The sequence below is a fragment of the Pseudoxanthomonas sp. LjRoot127 genome (assembly GCF_964253495.1).
In the GTDB taxonomy this organism is placed as follows: domain Bacteria; phylum Pseudomonadota; class Gammaproteobacteria; order Xanthomonadales; family Xanthomonadaceae; genus Pseudoxanthomonas_A.
In genome coordinates this window covers 1,942,542-1,958,712 of the sequence record NZ_CAXUQR020000001.1, presented here as the reverse complement: position 1 = coordinate 1,958,712, position 16,171 = coordinate 1,942,542, and the positions used below count along the sequence as shown (strand labels likewise).

Sequence of the window (16,171 nt, the reverse complement as noted above, 5' to 3'; positions counted from 1 at the left end):
GAGCAACAGTCTATCGCTCTATGACTCACAGCCTGACTCGCTTTTATCCTGGATGCAACTGGACATCTCTGGAAGGAGCCGGACGCGCGCTCGTCCAATTTCCTCTATTTTCTAGCGGGTACCGGACGAATCTGGACTTTCTCGGACTGCTTTTTGGTGGGCCCACCAGGACTCGAACCTGGAACCAAAGGATTATGAGTCCTCTGCTCTAACCATTGAGCTATAGGCCCTCCGCCGCCGGAATTGTACCGGAGGCGGTAGGGGACGGTGCCTCGACGAACGGCGTGCGGAGCTCGAGCGCACGCGCGAGGATCGTGGGCGGCGCGGCTTCTTCGGGGGTGCGCAGCCAGCCTGCCCTGCGCAAGCGGTCGCCGAGCGAGGGCGATGCCGTCAACAGGTTGAGCGGCACGGAAAGCACCATGCCCATCACCACCGGGGCCATCCATGCGGCCAACGCCGGTGACACCAGGTACGCAAGCACGCCACTGAAGGCACCGAACACGCTTAGGCCGGCGTAGCGGCGCACCAGTCCCGCGAGCGGCACGCTGCCGTCATCGCGACGTTGCGTTTCCCACCCGGAGTCGCGCCCGGCCAGCACTTCGGCCACGCCCCGCGATTGCACGTACATGGTCACGGGCGCCATCAGGGCCGCCATCATCGTCTCCAGCAGCGCGCTGCCGGCGATGCGCAGCGCACCGCCGCACTGCCGACGCAACGGCGCATCGAGCATCGTGGCGATGCACCCCATGACCTTCGGCGCCAGCAGCACCGCCATGGTCAGGTAAAAGACCCACAGGAAACGCTCGGGATCACCGCCACGCCAGTAGAGCGCGGGCGTGAATCCGTCGAGCTGCGGTTGCGACAAGTGGAAACCCGCCTGCTGCAGCGGGATCGCCAGACCCACCAGCATCAGCATGGCCCACATGGGCGCCGTGGCGTAGTGGCCGATTCCCACCATCAGGTGCATTCGGCTGATCCAATGGAGACCACGCGCGGGCAGCACGGCGCCATGCTGCAGGTTGCCCTGGCACCAGCGGCGATCGCGAACGAGCATGTCGATCAGCGACGGCGGTCCTTCTTCGAAGCTGCCGCCCATGCCGGGCACCATGTGCACCGCCCAGCCACCGCGACGCAGCAGTGCGGCTTCGACGAAGTCGTGGCTAAGCACGGCGCCTTCGAACGGCTTGCCACCCCCCAACCGGGGCAGGCCCGCGTGGCGCGCGAAGGCGGCCGTGCGGATCATGGCGTTGTGGCCCCAGTAGTTGCCCTCCGCCCCATGCCACCATGCGATGCCGTGCGCCGCCACGGGACCGTAGACGCGCCCGGCGAACTGCTGCATGCGTGCGAAGAACGTGCGCCCGTTGACGATCATCGGCAGCGTCTGGATGAGGGCGAGCATCGGCTCGCGTTCCATTGCCGCCGACAGCCTCACCAGCGTCTCGCCGGTCATCAGGCTGTCCGCATCCAGGATCAGCAGATGCGGATACGCGCTGCCGAAGCGGCGTACCCAGTCTGCGATGTTGCCGGCCTTCCGTTCGGTGTTCTTCTCCCGGCGCCGATAGAAGACGCGCGCGTCCGGGCCCAGGCGATGCCGCAACGCGTGCACGGCCACGACCTCTTTCCGTCGCACATCCTCGTCTGTGGTGTCGCTGAGGATGAAGAAGTCGAAGCAAGCGGACTGACCGGTATCCACCAACGATTCATGCATCGCCTGCACGCCGGCCAGCACCCGCTGCGGGTCTTCGTTGTACGTGGGCACGAGCAGTGCCGTGCGTGTCGTCAGCGATGGCCGGTGACCCTCGTCGATGCCGAGCGGGTGCGGACGCTTCGACAGCAGCAACGCGAATCCTGCCAGCGCACTGGAGAACGACAGGGCGATCCAGGCGAACAAGGCGACGAAGAGCGCCAGCAGTACGCCCTCCAGCATGCTGATGCCGTCTCCCCGCAGCACCCACCAGATCTGGTAGGTGGCGAACAGCGTCATCGCGACCGCCATGCCCATCACCCCTGCGCGGCGCCAGGCGATCCCGCAGGGCGACGTCAGCAGGCGGCGCGAAGACAGGCGGCCATTGCGCAGATCCTGCACCGGCATGGGCAACGGCGATTCCGGCGGCAGCCAGGAAGGCGACGGCGAGTGTGCATCGTGCATGGTCACGGGCTCCATCGATACAGCCAGGTTTCGGACAGCGGCGCGTGGCCCTCGAGGACGCGCGCATGCAACTCGACGTCGCGGTCGTCCCCACGTTGCGTTTGCGGGCGGAACTCGAAACTGAGGCGCCACCCCTGCGTCTCGGGATTCGGATACACCACCGCGCCGACCACTTCGCCACGGGCGGACCAGACGTCGGGCGTCAGCCGGACATCGCGCGGCAGCGAGGCAAGGCGCCCCCCTTCGAGATCGAGCACCACCAGGCGCCGTGCCGGATCCGGCGCGGCACCGATGCGGGTATCGGCGACGATGGCCAGGTCGGCTTTCCAGCGATGCGCATCGCACCAGTGCATGCGATAGTCGAAACGATGCTCACGGCCGGCGCGCAGCGGCTGCTCCGGGCGCCAGAAGGCGACGATGTTGTCGTGGTATTCGTCGCCGGTGGGAATTTCGACCAGCGTCACCGCGCCCTTGCCCCAGTCGCCGCGTGGCTCGATCCACAGGCTGGGGCGCTGGTGGTAGCGCGCCTCGATGTCCGCATAGTCGGCGAACCCGCGCTTTCGCTGCATCAGGCCGAAACCACGCGGACCCGCATCGGCGAAGGCACTGATCTGCACGCGCCGCGGATTGCTCAAGGGCCGCCAGATCTGGTCGCCTCGGCCGTTGAGGATCGCCAGTCCGTCGGAGTCGTGCACCGCAGGCCGATAGTCGTCGGTACCGACGCGATCGCCGGCGTCGAACTCGAACATGCTGGTCAGCGGCGCAATGCCCGCACGGGGGAGATCGACGCGGGGAAACAGGCGCGATTGCACGTCGATGACGGTCTCGTCGCCCGGCAGGATCTCGAAACGGAACGCACCGGCGATGCTGGGGCTGTCGAGCAGCGCGTGCACGACCAGAAGACGCGCACCGGGCGCGGGTTGTTCGATCCAGAACGCACGGAACAGTGGGAACTCTTCCTCCCCGGCGTCGCCGCTGCCCAGCGCCAGGCCGCGCGCCGACAGACCGTAGGCATGCCCCTTTCCCAGTGCGCGGAAATAGCTGGCCCCCAGGAACGCGATCAGTTCGTCGTACACGCCGGGCTTATTCAGTGGCGTATGCACGCGGAACCCGGCGAAGCCGATGTCGTCCCGCATGCCCGGATCGACACCGGGCGGGAACGCGAACAGGTCAGGCGAATAGGCGATGGGCGTGGCGACACCGTCGTGCACGCGATGCAGGTCGACGCGCTGCTTGAACAGGAAGCCGCGATGGAACATCTGCAACTGGAAGGGCAGGCCCTCCTTTCGCCAGATCGCCTGCGCTTGATCGAAACGCAGATCGCGGTATGCGTCGTAACCGGTGTCCAGCGACGCAGGCAGCTGGGCGTCAGGGGCGTGATACGGCTGCCGCGCCAGCGCGCGCGCCAGGCGTGGAACCGTTTCCAGATCAAATCGTGCGGGGGTCGCGGCGGTGTCCGCTGCTCGGGTGGCCTGCGCCATCACGCGGGGCATGGTGCCCAGCAACGCGATGGCAAGGACGGATTTCATGGCGTCCCGTCGCTGCACGCGAAAGTCTGACTCGTGGGGTCGCGACAGCATAACGACGGTCGCGTGATGACGATGAGAACGCACGACGTCGCTGGCGCATCTCGTCGCACCAAAAAGAAACGCGGCCCATCAAGGGCCGCGCTTCGTTGGTGCAAACGCCGCGTCCCTCGCGTCAGTCGATATCGAGGAAACTGCGCAGCTGTTCCGAGCGCGACGGGTGGCGCAGCTTGCGCAACGCCTTCGCTTCTATCTGGCGGATGCGCTCGCGGGTGACGTCGAACTGCTTGCCGACTTCCTCGAGGGTGTGGTCGGTATTCATGTCGATGCCGAAACGCATCCGCAGCACCTTGGCTTCCCGCGGGGTCAGGCCAGCAAGCACGTCGCGGACCGTTTCCGACAGATTGATGTTGGTGGTGTTCTCGATCGGGGACTCCACGTTGGTGTCCTCGATGAAATCGCCCAGGTGCGAATCCTCGTCGTCGCCGATCGGGGTTTCCATGGAGATCGGTTCCTTCGCGATCTTCATGACCTTGCGGATCTTGTCCTCGGGCATGTCCATTTCCTTGGCCAGCTCCTCCGGCGTGGCCTCGCGGCCGTACTGCTGGAGCATCTGGCGGGAAATGCGGTTGAGCTTGTTGATCGTCTCGATCATGTGCACCGGGATGCGGATGGTGCGGGCCTGGTCGGCGATCGAGCGGGTGATCGCCTGGCGGATCCACCAGGTCGCGTACGTCGAGAACTTGTAGCCGCGGCGGTACTCGAACTTGTCCACCGCCTTCATCAGGCCGATGTTGCCTTCCTGGATCAGGTCGAGGAACTGCAGGCCGCGGTTGGTGTACTTCTTGGCGATGGAGATCACCAGGCGCAGGTTGGCCTCGACCATTTCCTTCTTGGCCTTGCGTGCCTTGGCTTCGCCGTAGGCCATCGCGCGGCTGATGTCCTTGATGTCGGCCAGCGTCAGGTGCATCGCCTGCTCGACGGCGATGGTGGCCTCCTGCTCGGCGACGATCTGCTCGCGTACGTCGCGCAGGCCGGACGACCACTTTTGCTTGCGCTTCAGCACTTCGTCCACCCAACCGAGGTTGGTCTGGTTGCCTTCCCAGGCGCGCAGGAATTCCTTGCGCGGCATCTTGGCGACATTGGCGCACAGGTGCAGCACGCGACGCTCGTGGTCCTTCACCTGGGCCACGACTTCGCGCAGCTTGCGCACCAGCGTGTCGGTCAGCGGCAGCGGCAGCTTCAGGGTGACGAAGGTTTCGCCCAGCTCGGTGCGCAGCTTGACGACCGCCTTGTTGTCGGCGCCGTTCTTCGCATACGACTTCTTGAACTTGGCATAGCCGTCGGCCAGCACCTGCATGCGACGGGCGACTTCCTCGGGATCGGGACCCGTGGGGGCCGCTTCCTCGGCGGTGTCGTCGCCGGCATCGTCGTCATCGGCATCGTCGTCCGCCGCTTCGACCACTTCTTCGGCGGCCGGCACTTCTTCAGCCGGCTCCTCGATGTCGTTGAAGCCGACGACCACTTCGGCCAGGCGCTTCTTGCCTGCCTTGTGCAGTTCGTATTCTTCCAGCAGCAGTTCGATCGACCACGGGAAGTTGCCCAGCGACGCCTGCACCTGGCCCAGGCCTTCCTCGATGCGCTTGGCGATGGCGATTTCGCCTTCGCGGGTCAGCAGTTCGACGGTGCCCATCTCGCGCATGTACATGCGCACCGGGTCGGTGGTGCGGCCACCTTCGGTATCGAGCGAGGTCAGCGCCGCGGCGGCTTCTTCCGCCGCGGTCTCGTCGACTTCGCGGTTGCCGGTATTGCCGTCGGCGAGCAGCAGCGTCTCTGCATCGGGCGCGACTTCATGGACATCGATGCCCATGCCGTTGATCATGCCGATGATGTCTTCGATCTGCTCCGGGTCGACGATGTCGTCGGGGAGGTGGTCGTTGACTTCGGCGTAAGTCAGATAGCCCTGCTCCAGGCCCTTGCTGATCAAGAGCTTGATGTCGGACTGCTGGGCAGGACGTTCGTTGGCCATGGAGGTTGCGCCACCGGGAGTAAGGAAGGGAGAACCCCGTATTATACCAGCCCGGGCCGGCTTCCGTTCCTGAAGCCCACCCTTGGTAAGGAAGGAACGTCAGGGACGCAGCAGGAAGGTCACGGGCCCGTCATTGACGAGGCTGATCACCATATGGGCGCCGAAACGCCCCGTTTCCACCCTTCCCGCATGCCGTTGGCGACAGATCGACACCAACCGGTTGAATCCCTGTTCAGCCTCGGCGGGCGGGGCGGCAGTGGTGAAGCTGGGACGCATGCCCGACCGGGTGTCGGCGGCCAGCGTGAACTGGCTGACCAGCAGGAGGCCTCCTCCGGTGTCGGCGAGGGAGCGGTTCATCCGCCCCGCGTCGTCGGCGAAGATGCGGTAGCCCAGCAACCGCTCGGCCATGCGCGCGATCTGGGTCTCGGTGTCGCCGGGCTCTACCGCCACCAACGCCAGCAAGCCCCCTTCGATCGCGCCGACGACCGCGTCGTCGACGGTCACGGTCGCCTGCGTCACGCGCTGGATCAGGGAAAGCATGGGCGTAAGTCCGGGGTCGAAGCAGCGGGCAGGATAGCGGGACATGCGCGGCCATCAGAAGCCGGGTCGCGCGGGTTGGCTACACTCGGCGGATGAAACCGGACACCTACGCCGCCCTTGGCTACCACGCCGCCGCCCTGGTCGGGCGCCTCCCCTGGCCGTGGCTGCGCGCGCTGGGGGATGCGATGGCGTGGGTCTGGCGGAAGGCGGACGCGCGCGAAAGTCGCGTCGCGCGCCGCAACCTGGAGATCGCTTATCCCGACCTGCTGCCCAGCCAGCGCGAGGACCTGCACCAGGCGATCCTACGGACCACCGCGCGCCAGGCGCTGGAAACGCTCCGCTTCTGGACCCGGACGCCCGCCGACAACCTCGCCCGCCTGCGCGAACGCCACGGAGAGGCGCTGTACGACGCAGCACTGGCCAGCGGCAAGGGAGTGATCGTGGCGGCGCCGCACTTCGGCAACTGGGAGTTGCTCAACCAGTGGCTGGCCTCGCGCGGCCCGCTCGCCATCGTGTACCGCCCCCCGGCGTCGCCAGTGGGCGACGCCTTCCTGCTGCGCGTTCGCGGCGCGGACAACATCCGCCAGGTGCGTGCCGAGGGCCCGGCGGTGCGGCAGTTGTGGAAGGTCCTGAAAGAAGGCGGCGCCGTCGGCATCCTGCCCGACCAGCAACCGAAAGCCGGCGATGGCGAGTTCGCCCCTTTCTTCGGCACCCCCGCGCTGACGATGACGCTGGTATCGCGGCTCGCCGAGCGCACCGGCGCGACCGTGCTGTTCGCCTGGTGCGAACGGATCGGCCCCGGGCCGGACTTCTCACTGCATGTGGAGCCGGCACCGCCGGCGATCGCCGACGCGGATCCGGTCGCCGCCGTCACCGCACTCAACGAAACCGTCGAGCGAATCGCCCGGCGCGATCCCGCGCAGTACCAGTGGACTTACAAACGCTATACGCTGCGGCCACCGGGCAGCGGCGAGGACAATCCTTACCGCTGAGCCGGACCCGGGGATGGCATGACGCGCGATGCACCGCATCCCCTCGCCTACGTTCGCGCGAAGAGGATGCGCCTGCTGCATGAGCCACCCCATGGACACGCCCGCGATCGACGCTGCGCCATCCCCCGACTGGCAGGCCCTGCCCACCCGCGGCGCGTGGCTCGCCGCCCTTGGCGGCGCGGCGCTGCTGTTCCCGTTCGGCTTCCCGGCGTTCTTCCTGTCGCGCGCCACCGACATGGTGTCGCCGTGGCTGGCGGTCCCCGTGGCCGCGCTGGCCGGCGCGGGGTTGGGCGCCTGGGTGGCGGTGAAGCGGCATCGCCGCACGCGCTGGCGGCTGGATGACCGGGGATTCGCCGTGCGCCGCGGCAACTGGTGGCAGAGCGAAACGCACGTGCCGATTTCGCGCGTGCAGCATCTCGACCTGAAACGCGGACCGCTGGAACGCAACGCCCGCCTGTCCACGCTCGTGGTTCACACGGCCGGCACGCGCATGGCCGCCGTCACGGTCTCCGGACTGGATGCGGACGACGCGGAACGCCTGCGCGAGCGCCTGGCCACCCAGGTCGACCACGACGACGCCCTGTGATGGACGACGCCATCCCGGGCGCCGCGCCGGACGAACGCCGACTGCATCCGTGGTCGTGGCTCTTCGTGCTGCTGCAGCAGCTCAAGCAGTTCATCTTCCCGCTGGTCGCGCTGCTGGTGTTCGGTGCGCGCAAGAGCAGTGGCGACGGCGAGCTTTGGGCCTCGTTCGCACCCGTCATCGGCATCACGGTGCTGGTCGTGCTGGCGATCCTGCAGTACTTCACCTACCGCTACACCATCGGACGCGACGGCCTGACGGTGCGGGAAGGCCTGCTGCATCGCTCGCGCCGCGAAATTCCGTTCTCGCGCATCCACAACGTGGTCGTACACCAGTCCCTGCTGCACCGCCTGTTCGGTGTCGCCGAAGTCCGGCTGGAGTCGGCGGGCGGGCAGAAGCCGGAGGCGCAGATGCGCGTGCTCGGCCTTCGCGACGCGCTGGCGCTGGAGGACCTGGTGCGACACCAGGCGCATGGGACCGCGCCCGCGTCGTCCGAACCGGAAGCGGCAGCGCCCCGCGAAGGCACCACGCTGCTTTCCCTGTCGACGCTGGACGTCATCCGTCTGGGACTTATCTCCAATCGCGGCATGATCGTCGTGGCCGCCGGATTCGGTGCCGCGTGGCAGATCCTGCCGGAGCGGATGATCGAGCAGTTTTTCCGGCAAGGCGCGCGGCAGGCCTACGGTTATGCCGAGGAGCTGCACCTGGGCTGGCTGACGGGCGCGGCCGGCGGCGTCGCCCTGATCGGCATCGCACTGGCGCTGGTACGCCTGCTCTCGGTCGCGCTGGCGCTGTCGCAGTTCCACGGATTCCGGCTGACCGAGGAGCCGCGCAGGCTGATGGTGGAGCGTGGCCTGTTCGCTCGCCTGCGCACAAGCGTGGCGCGACGGCGGATACAGGCGTGGACCCTGCACGAAGGCGTCCTGCATCGCCTGTTCCGTCGACGCTCGCTACGCATCGATACGGCCGTCGCGGACAAGTCGGGGCAGGACACACGCGCCCTGAAGGACATCGCGCCGGTTGCGACCCCCGACGCATGCGACGCACTGATCGGCCACCTGCTGCCCCGCGCGCCATGGCCACGCGACGACTGGCAGCCGGTGGATGCCTCTGCGCGCTGGCGCCTGTGGTTGCCCTCGCTGGCGGTCCTGTTGCCGGCGACCGGTGTCGCCGCCTGGCATCTCGGCGGGTGGGCGTGGCTGGGGCTGGCATGGATCCTCTTCGCCGGGCATGCCGCACGCAGGCAGGCACAGCGCATGGGCTGGTCGCTGGACGACCAGTTGGTGGCCGTGCGCAGTGGCTGGTGGTCGCGCTACTGGCGCTTCGCCGAAATCGACAAACTGCAGGCGCTGCGCTTGTCGCGCTCGCCGCTGGACCATGCCTGCGGCACGGCGACGCTCTGGCTGGACACGGCAGGCGCGAACGGGATCGCCGCACCGCTGGCGTTGCGCTTCGTGCCTGTGCGTGACGCCGAGAGCGTTTACCGGCAGCTACGCGACACGCTGGCCGCGCATCGCATGCGCTGGTGATGGAGCTATCTCGGGCGCTGCGACATGCGCCCTGATGGCGAGCCCCAGGGTGCTTGCGATGCCGCTGCGCGGTGGCAGCCGGCAGCTTCGCTCACGCCGGCCCCCAGTAGCCTATCCGACGCCGGATCTTCAGCTTGCGCCACAGGTTCATCGGCTTCGGGCGCGGATTCCGTGCGCCGGCAGCGATGAAGGCATCGATGGCGTCCAGCACCCGTTCGCTGGAGCGCCCGTCGCGATACGGGTGGATGCTGTCCGCATAGTCGACGATGGCCTGCATCAGTTCCGGCGGCCGGGCCAGCGCGCAACGGATCGCGGGCTCGAACTGCGCCGCGTCATCGATATCGATCAGCTGCGGCCCGGGGCGGCGGTTCTTGAAGGTCACCACCGGCTTGTGGGTCAACAGGAACTCGTTCAGCGCCGACGAGGTATCGGAACACATCATGTCCGCCTGCGGGAACAGGTCGAGGATGTTGTCGTCGTCGGCGAACCGGAGGTGGTCGTTCTGCAGCGCGCGGAACTTCGCGACGGTGTCCGGATTCATCTTCGGATGGAAGGTCACGATCCAGCGCCATTCGCCGCTGCGCGACAGCCGCTTCACTTCCTCGTACAGCGTCTCGGCCGCGCTCCATGACGGCGAGAACGTCGAGTGGTACAGGATGACGGGCGGTTCGCGCACCGGCGGCACGCCACCGGCGATCTCCTGCATGAAGGGATCGATCTTCGGCCAGCCGGTCTCGACCACCTTGAAGTGGCCGACGCGCGCGGCGATCTCGGAGAACGCGCGCGTATCGTTCGGCCCGGTGGTGCAATAGAGATCGAAGAAGCCGCGGATGTAGATGTGCCGCGGCTTGCCGGCATCGAAGCCATGGAAGGTTTCGACCTTCACGCCCGGGAAGAAGTGCGGCACCGCGTTGCTGCCGGTGATCACGGCGATGGCGTTCCAGCGCCGGACCTCTTCCGTGGTGGCCAGCAGTTTCTCGTCCGGCCTCAGGTCTTCCGCGCCGGGACCGTCGAAGAACCACGCGGCTTCGCCGCCGCGGGCGCGGATCGCGTCCTGCAGCGGCCGCAGGATGGCGAGCGCGTAGCGCTCCGAGCCGTAGAGGAGGTAATGCTTGGCCATCAGCGTTCCAGTTCGTGTCGGACGAGCTTGCGGTGTGCGGCATCGATCGATGCGGGGTTGTGCTGCATTTCGTAATAGCGCATGCGCTTGTACACGGCGTAGCTGGCGGCGGTCTGCGCGATGATGAAGCCGCGCCAGCCATCCAGGAACGCCAGCCGCACCAGATAGTCCTTGATGAAACTGGCCAGGTACACCAGTGGCGCCAGCCACATCCGCACCGGGCGCCCCTTGTCGTTCCAGTCCAGCGCCTTCAGCTCGCTGTAGCGCAGCACCTTCAACTGCTTGTGCACCAAGCTGGGGTTGTCGGCGTGGTTGAACGGCGCAGTGAACTCCAGCGCTTCGCCGTCGAAGCGCAGCGATTCATGCACGCGCGCATCGCTCCAGCGCGCACGCCCCCGGTGGTACAGCCGCGCCATGCGCTCGCCCACCATCGGGCGATACCAGCGCATCGGCGCGCCCATCAGCCAGGTTCGTCGCCGCAACCAGGCGCCGGCCTTGTCGGACGCCATCAGCGCGGGCAAACCGGCCTCGAGCTGGGCAGCCAGTTCGGGGGAAAGGAATTCGTCCGCATCCAGTACCAGCACCCAGTCATGGATGGCCCGGGTGTCGGCGAAGTTGCGCTGGGGTCCGAAGCCCAGCCAGGGCTGGTGCACCACGCGCGCACCATGCGCTTCGGCAACCGCGACCGTCTCGTCCTCGCTGCCGCTGTCGACCACCAGCTTGTCCGCGGCGAAAGGCACGCTGTCCAGGCAGCGCGCGATGTTCGAGGCCTCGTTGTGGGTGATGACGACGAGGGAAACGGGAAGAAGAGGCATCCGCCGATTCTACCCGCGCGGTCCGCGGCGTGGCGGCCTCAGGCCTGCGCGACCGGCAGGGCGGGTTCCTGCGCTGGACAAGCCTCCAGGACCGCCGCATGGTGGCCCCGGGCGCCCGCGCTTCGCGGCTGGCCGACCATCGCCGCCACCGCCTCCACCAGTCGGGTGCGGAACACGGCATCGTTGTCCAGGAAGAACGCGCGTGCCGCCTGCTGTTTCGCCTGGATCGCCGCATCGTCCATCGCCAACACGGTGGAGACCGCCGCCTCCAGGGCCTGCGCATCCACCAGGTAGCGCGTGGCCAGATGCTGGCGATCCGTGTGCGAGTACGGGATCAGCACGCCGCGCTCTTCGGTGACCAGTTCGTTCATCGGCGCGGCGTCGGTCGTCAGCACGACGGCACCCACGCTGAGCGCCTCCACGATGTAGTGGCCGAAGCCTTCGGTTTCCGAGGGACACAGGTGGAAGAGATTTGCGTTCTGCAACTCGCGCAGCTCGGCGTCCGCCAGGTAGTCCACGCGATGCACGATGTTCGACGCCCGTGGCCGGATGTCCGCCATGCGCGGATGCTGTACCACCGTCAGCGTGGGCCATTCGGGGTGCCGCGCCCATGTCTCGAGCACCACGCGCGTGCGCTTGGCGCTGCTGCGCCCGGCCAAGTGCAGGAAGGTGCACTGTCTTTCCACGTGGTGGAGATGGCGATCGCTGCTTGTGAACCCGATGGGTGCGATGGCCGCACCCCGATTACGGAAGATCTGCTCGGCATGGCGGGTCTTCGTCATCACGCCATCGACGCGACGCAGGCGCCGCACGTCGCGCGGCAGGCACCATTCCGGATTCGGAATGAAGGCATTGCGGGCCGCGGACTGCAGGTACTCGGGGGCCACGTGCTCGAGCATGATGTTCAGGTCGAACCGCTCTGCGCCGACCAGGCGCCGTCCGGCAAGACGAGCCCGCTGCAACCAGGGGCCGAACCACTTCCTCAGCTTGCCGCGGCCGCGCGCCGGCTGCAGGCTGACCCGATAGCCGGCGTCTCGCAGTGCCTGTTCGATGAGACGGAGATCGCGGCTCAGGCCGACACCGTTGTCCCAACCGATCAGGTTCACGTGCGGCATTGGAGAAAAGAGAGGCGGTGGAGCGCCGATTCTAGAAATCGCTCCATGACTCGATTGTGAGAGCCATCAAGCACGGCCGCGGTACGTTTCACCTGAATTCACGAATGTGAACGGGTTTCGCTCAAGCCCCGTGACGCCACCATCCCACTGCCCAGCAGCAACCCAGCCAGCACCACGAAGGCGCTGGTGCTCAGGGCGTGGGAAAACATCGACTGGGTCAGGCCGGACACCAGATAGGTCGCTGCCAGCATGCCTGCGGTCCAGGGCGCGCCGCGCGGCCGGTCGAGCCGGGCCTGCCGGATCTGGCGCGCAGCGATCAGCAGGGGCACCAGGTACAGCGCGGCCAGTGCTGCGATACCGAACACGCCCATCGTCGCCCCCCACTGGGCGATGTCGTTGTGCGCGTGCTCCAGTCCGCAGAAATGCCGCTCTCGTCCCAGGCAGTACCGGCTGTCATCGATCCGCTCGGCGAACCCGCCGATGCCGGTCCCCGTGAGCGGCGCTTCGCGAAACGCGTCCCAGGCCACCGACAGCAGGGCGATACGCGCGCTGATGGGCTTGTCCACCTGTCCCTGGGAAAGGCCGGCCACGTCCGCGTGCAATTGATCCAGACGGAACTGGGTGGACAACCACGGCACCGTCCACATCGCGACGAAAAGCGCCGCCAGCACGACGGCCGCGCCGCCGAGCCGCCACCAGCGACGGCGCGGCGCCGTGCCCACCAGCCACATCAGCACCACCAGTCCCAGACCCGGCAACACGCCGCGGCTGCCGCTCAGGGTGACCGCGACATTGGCCAGTACGATGGCCGCCAGCACCAGCAGGCGCATCCTTCCCCGCTCGTCCGCGGGCCTGCAGAACACCGCGACCACCGACAGCGCCAACACGGCATTGGCGAACACGATCGGGTTGGCGTCACTGCCTGCCCGATCCACGCCCAACGCCGACTGCGCGATCGATACGGCGGATGCGACCAGCAGCCCGACCAAGGCGCCGTACCACAGGCCGGACAGGCGCACGCGCGTTACCCAGGCCAGCCAGGCGCACCATGGCAGCAGCAAGGTGCGCGATGGGTTGTCCAGTTCGGCCAGCCGCGCATCGCCTCGCCACATCGACGTGGCAGCGACGGCGATCACGAACACCGCGACGGCGAGCAGCGCATACACGGCACGCGGCACGGCGCGCCGATCGCGCAGCGCGTCCGGCAGCGCCAGCAACGTGGCGAGGAACATCAGAGCGGCGAACACGGACAGGCCCTTGGGCACGACAAGCAAGGCGGTAGCGGCGAAGCCGGCCAGCCATGTCAGCCCGCGCGCGACCTCCTGTCGACGTTCACTCCTGTCCTGCATAGCTTCCGGTCCTGCGCATTTCGACGTGACGATCAAGGCGGCGGTCTCCGCACTGTCGCGGGCGCGACCGCCATCGCGGCACGTTCGTGCCGCGACCGCGCGACACTCGAACCGCCCGCGGTGCGCAAGTATGCGTCAGCCGCGCGCCTTCACGGCACACCCCTGCAACGACGCGCGGGTGATATGCGACGTCCTGCAACCGGGCTCACGCTTTCCGCAGTGCGGCATAGAAGAACCCGTCCATGTCCTGCTCGCCCGGAAGCCGCTGCCTGCCACCATCATCGGCGCGACCCCACGCGTCACCCAGTGCCTCCATCGCGGCATCGGCATGCCTTGCCCTGAACGACGCGAGTTGCTCTGCATTTTCCATTCGCAGCAGCGAGCAGGTGGCGTAGACCAGCCGGCCGCCCGGGCGCAGCACCTGCCATGCCGCGTCGAGCAGGCGCGCCTGCAGGCCGGTCAATGCCACCATGTCCTCCGCACGGCGGTGCAGCAGGACATCAGGTTGGCGCCGGACGATACCCGTGGCGGAGCAGGGCGCATCGAGCAGCACGGCGTCAAACGGTTGTCCATCCCACCACGACGCCGGATCGGCACCATCGGCTGCGTGCAGGCGTGCACTCACGCCCACGCGCTCCAGTGTTTCGCGCACCCGCTGCAGGCGGCGCGCATCGATATCCAGCGCCACGAGCTGCAGCGATGGATCGCGTTCGAGCAGATGCGCGGACTTGCCACCGGGGGCTGCGCACAGGTCCAGCACGCGCGCACCGGCCGGCAGATCGTGGAACAGATCCGCCACACGCTGGGCGGCACCGTCCTGCACCGACACATGGCCCTCGGCAAAGCCGGGCAACGTGGTGGCCGCGACGGGCGCCCGCAACAGGAGGGCATCCGCCACGCCGTCGGCGGTCTCGGCCGCGATGCCGGCATCCTGAAGCCGCCCCCGATACGCCTCGCGCGTGCCGTGCCGGCGGTTCACCCGCAGCCACAGGGGCGCCTCGCACTGGCTGGCGGCGAAGATCGCGTCGGCCTGCTGCGGCCAGTCCGTGCGTACGTGCCGCCGCAACCAGGCGGGCCAGGCCGCGTCGGCAGGCACCGTCGGCAAGCCTTCGCGCTGCGCGCGCCGCAGCAGCGCATTCACCAGCTTGTCCTGGTGCGGTCGCCCCAACGCCCGCACGGCTTCCACCGTGGCGGACAGTGCGGCATGCGCGGGCAGTGCCATCACCACCAGTTGCGCGAACCCCACGTGCAACAGCGCGCGCAGCTCGCTGTCGGCTGGTCCCGGGGGCTTGCTCATCCAGGCCGCGATCGCCGCCTCGCCGCGCACGCGCGAGCGCAGGGCAGCGAAGCAGATCGCCTCCAGCAGCGCGCGGTCGCGCGCATCCTCGATGCGGGGCAGGTTCGCGGCGAGCTCGGCCTTCAGCGAGCGACCCCGATGCATCACGGCGTCCACGACGCGGGTCGCGATGACCCGCACCGCGACGCCGGCCTGGGTCGTCATGAGGCCACCAGGTCGCGCCGCGCGTTGAGGTAGTCCGCCGCGGTGATGGCCTTGCCGCCTTCCCGCTGGACGACGCGCAGGCGCAGCACGCCCGTGCCACAGGCGATGTCCAGACCCTGCCTGTTCGCGGCCAGCAAGGTCCCGGGGGCTGCGGCATGCCCGTGGTCGACGGGCACGGCACCATGGATGCGCAGACGCTCCCCGGCGACCTGTGCTTCGGCGACGGGCCACGGGCTGAACGCGCGCACCTTGCGCGCCAGCACGTCGGCGGGCTGCGCCCAGTCCAGCTTCGCCTCGGCCTTGTCCAACTTGCGCGCATACTCGATGCCCACGTCGGACTGCGGGTGCGGCGGAAGCCGGATCCCGGCACGCAACAACCCCAGCGCATCGCGAAGCACCTGCGCGCCCAGGTCGGAAAGCCGGTCGTGCAGCTGGCCGCCGGTGTCGTCAGGTCCAATGGGCAGGCTTTGCGCCAGCAGCACCGGCCCTGTATCCAGACCGGCCTCCATCTGCATCAGGCAGACGCCGGTCTCGTCGTCGCCGGCCTCGATCGCGCGCTGGATCGGCGCCGCACCCCGCCAGCGGGGCAGCAGCGACGCATGGACGTTCCAGCACCCGTACTGCGGAATGTCGAGCACCGCCTGCGGCAGGATAAGGCCGTAGGCCACGACGATCATCACGTCAGGCTGCATCTCGCGCAGCGCATCCTGGGTGGATTTCTTCTTCAGCGACAACGGCTGCAGCACCGGGATGCCGCGCTGTATCGCCTCCAGCTTCACCGGCGAGGGCGTCAGTCCGCGGCCGCGGCCGGCAGGCCGGTCGGGCTGTGTGTAGACGGCGACGACTTCATGGTGGGCATGCGCCGCGCGGAGACAGGGCACGGCGAACGCCGGCGTGCCGGCGAAGACGATTCTCATGGGGGG

At 68.0% G+C, this 16,171-nt stretch carries 13 protein-coding genes and 1 tRNA gene; 3 read left to right on the top strand and 11 right to left on the bottom strand.

What is annotated here, in order from left to right:
• Positions 1 to 154 precede the first annotated feature (154 nt).
• The 5 genes from ACSQ19_RS09100 to dtd form a co-directional block, all read right to left on the bottom strand.
• Positions 155 to 230, bottom strand: a tRNA-Ile gene (locus ACSQ19_RS09100).
• The gene (gene mdoH, locus ACSQ19_RS09095) at positions 221 to 2,164 is read right to left on the bottom strand and encodes a glucans biosynthesis glucosyltransferase MdoH (protein WP_435996422.1); all 1,944 of its coding nucleotides are present in this window, start codon (positions 2,162 to 2,164) and stop codon (positions 221 to 223) included. The genes ACSQ19_RS09100 and mdoH overlap by 10 nt, the downstream gene beginning before the upstream one ends.
• Positions 2,152 to 3,678 carry a glucan biosynthesis protein gene (locus ACSQ19_RS09090; RefSeq protein WP_435996420.1) on the bottom strand — a complete coding sequence of 509 codons (1,527 nt, stop codon included), beginning with the start codon at positions 3,676 to 3,678 and terminating at the stop codon, positions 2,152 to 2,154. The genes mdoH and ACSQ19_RS09090 overlap by 13 nt, the downstream gene beginning before the upstream one ends.
• Before the next feature lie 172 nt (positions 3,679 to 3,850).
• Positions 3,851 to 5,704, bottom strand: coding sequence for an RNA polymerase sigma factor RpoD (gene rpoD, locus ACSQ19_RS09085; RefSeq protein ID WP_296279173.1), 1,854 nt, complete (start codon positions 5,702 to 5,704; stop codon positions 3,851 to 3,853).
• Positions 5,705 to 5,803: 99 nt separating this feature from the next.
• Positions 5,804 to 6,244, bottom strand: coding sequence for a D-aminoacyl-tRNA deacylase (dtd, locus tag ACSQ19_RS09080; RefSeq protein WP_435996417.1), 441 nt, complete (start codon positions 6,242 to 6,244; stop codon positions 5,804 to 5,806).
• Positions 6,245 to 6,336: 92 nt separating this feature from the next.
• Between dtd and ACSQ19_RS09075 the strand changes: the two genes are divergently transcribed.
• The 3 genes from ACSQ19_RS09075 to ACSQ19_RS09065 all read left to right on the top strand — a co-directional run bounded on the left by ACSQ19_RS09075 (position 6,337) and on the right by ACSQ19_RS09065 (position 9,348).
• Positions 6,337 to 7,236 (top strand): lauroyl acyltransferase, encoded by a 900-nt coding sequence (locus ACSQ19_RS09075; protein ID WP_435996415.1) that lies wholly within the window; start codon positions 6,337 to 6,339, stop codon positions 7,234 to 7,236.
• A gap of 79 nt (positions 7,237 to 7,315) precedes the next feature.
• Positions 7,316 to 7,822, top strand: a complete 507-nt coding sequence (locus ACSQ19_RS09070) for a PH domain-containing protein (RefSeq protein WP_296279170.1) — start codon at positions 7,316 to 7,318, stop codon at positions 7,820 to 7,822.
• Positions 7,822 to 9,348: a PH domain-containing protein gene (locus tag ACSQ19_RS09065; RefSeq protein ID WP_435996413.1), complete on the top strand. Its 1,527-nt coding sequence runs from the start codon at positions 7,822 to 7,824 to the stop codon at positions 9,346 to 9,348. The genes ACSQ19_RS09070 and ACSQ19_RS09065 overlap by 1 nt, the downstream gene beginning before the upstream one ends.
• 91 nt (positions 9,349 to 9,439) lie before the next feature.
• Here the strand turns inward: ACSQ19_RS09065 and ACSQ19_RS09060 are convergent, their stop codons facing one another.
• From ACSQ19_RS09060 to fmt, 6 genes are all read right to left on the bottom strand, one after another.
• Positions 9,440 to 10,468 (bottom strand): CDP-glycerol glycerophosphotransferase family protein, encoded by a 1,029-nt coding sequence (locus ACSQ19_RS09060; protein WP_435996411.1) that lies wholly within the window; start codon positions 10,466 to 10,468, stop codon positions 9,440 to 9,442.
• Positions 10,468 to 11,283, bottom strand: coding sequence for a glycosyltransferase family 2 protein (locus ACSQ19_RS09055; protein WP_299344210.1), 816 nt, complete (start codon positions 11,281 to 11,283; stop codon positions 10,468 to 10,470). Before ACSQ19_RS09055 ends, ACSQ19_RS09060 begins: the two co-directional genes overlap by 1 nt.
• 38 nt (positions 11,284 to 11,321) lie before the next feature.
• On the bottom strand, positions 11,322 to 12,398 hold the full coding sequence (locus ACSQ19_RS09050) for a glycosyltransferase (protein WP_435996408.1): 1,077 nt from the start codon (positions 12,396 to 12,398) through the stop codon (positions 11,322 to 11,324).
• Positions 12,399 to 12,496: 98 nt separating this feature from the next.
• The gene (locus tag ACSQ19_RS09045) at positions 12,497 to 13,747 is read right to left on the bottom strand and encodes an O-antigen ligase family protein (protein ID WP_435996406.1); all 1,251 of its coding nucleotides are present in this window, start codon (positions 13,745 to 13,747) and stop codon (positions 12,497 to 12,499) included.
• Positions 13,748 to 13,952: 205 nt separating this feature from the next.
• The gene (gene rsmB, locus ACSQ19_RS09040; RefSeq protein WP_435996404.1) at positions 13,953 to 15,248 is read right to left on the bottom strand and encodes a 16S rRNA (cytosine(967)-C(5))-methyltransferase RsmB; all 1,296 of its coding nucleotides are present in this window, start codon (positions 15,246 to 15,248) and stop codon (positions 13,953 to 13,955) included.
• Positions 15,245 to 16,165, bottom strand: coding sequence for a methionyl-tRNA formyltransferase (fmt, locus tag ACSQ19_RS09035; protein ID WP_435996402.1), 921 nt, complete (start codon positions 16,163 to 16,165; stop codon positions 15,245 to 15,247). Before fmt ends, rsmB begins: the two co-directional genes overlap by 4 nt.
• Between the last annotated feature and the right edge of the window lie 6 nt (positions 16,166 to 16,171).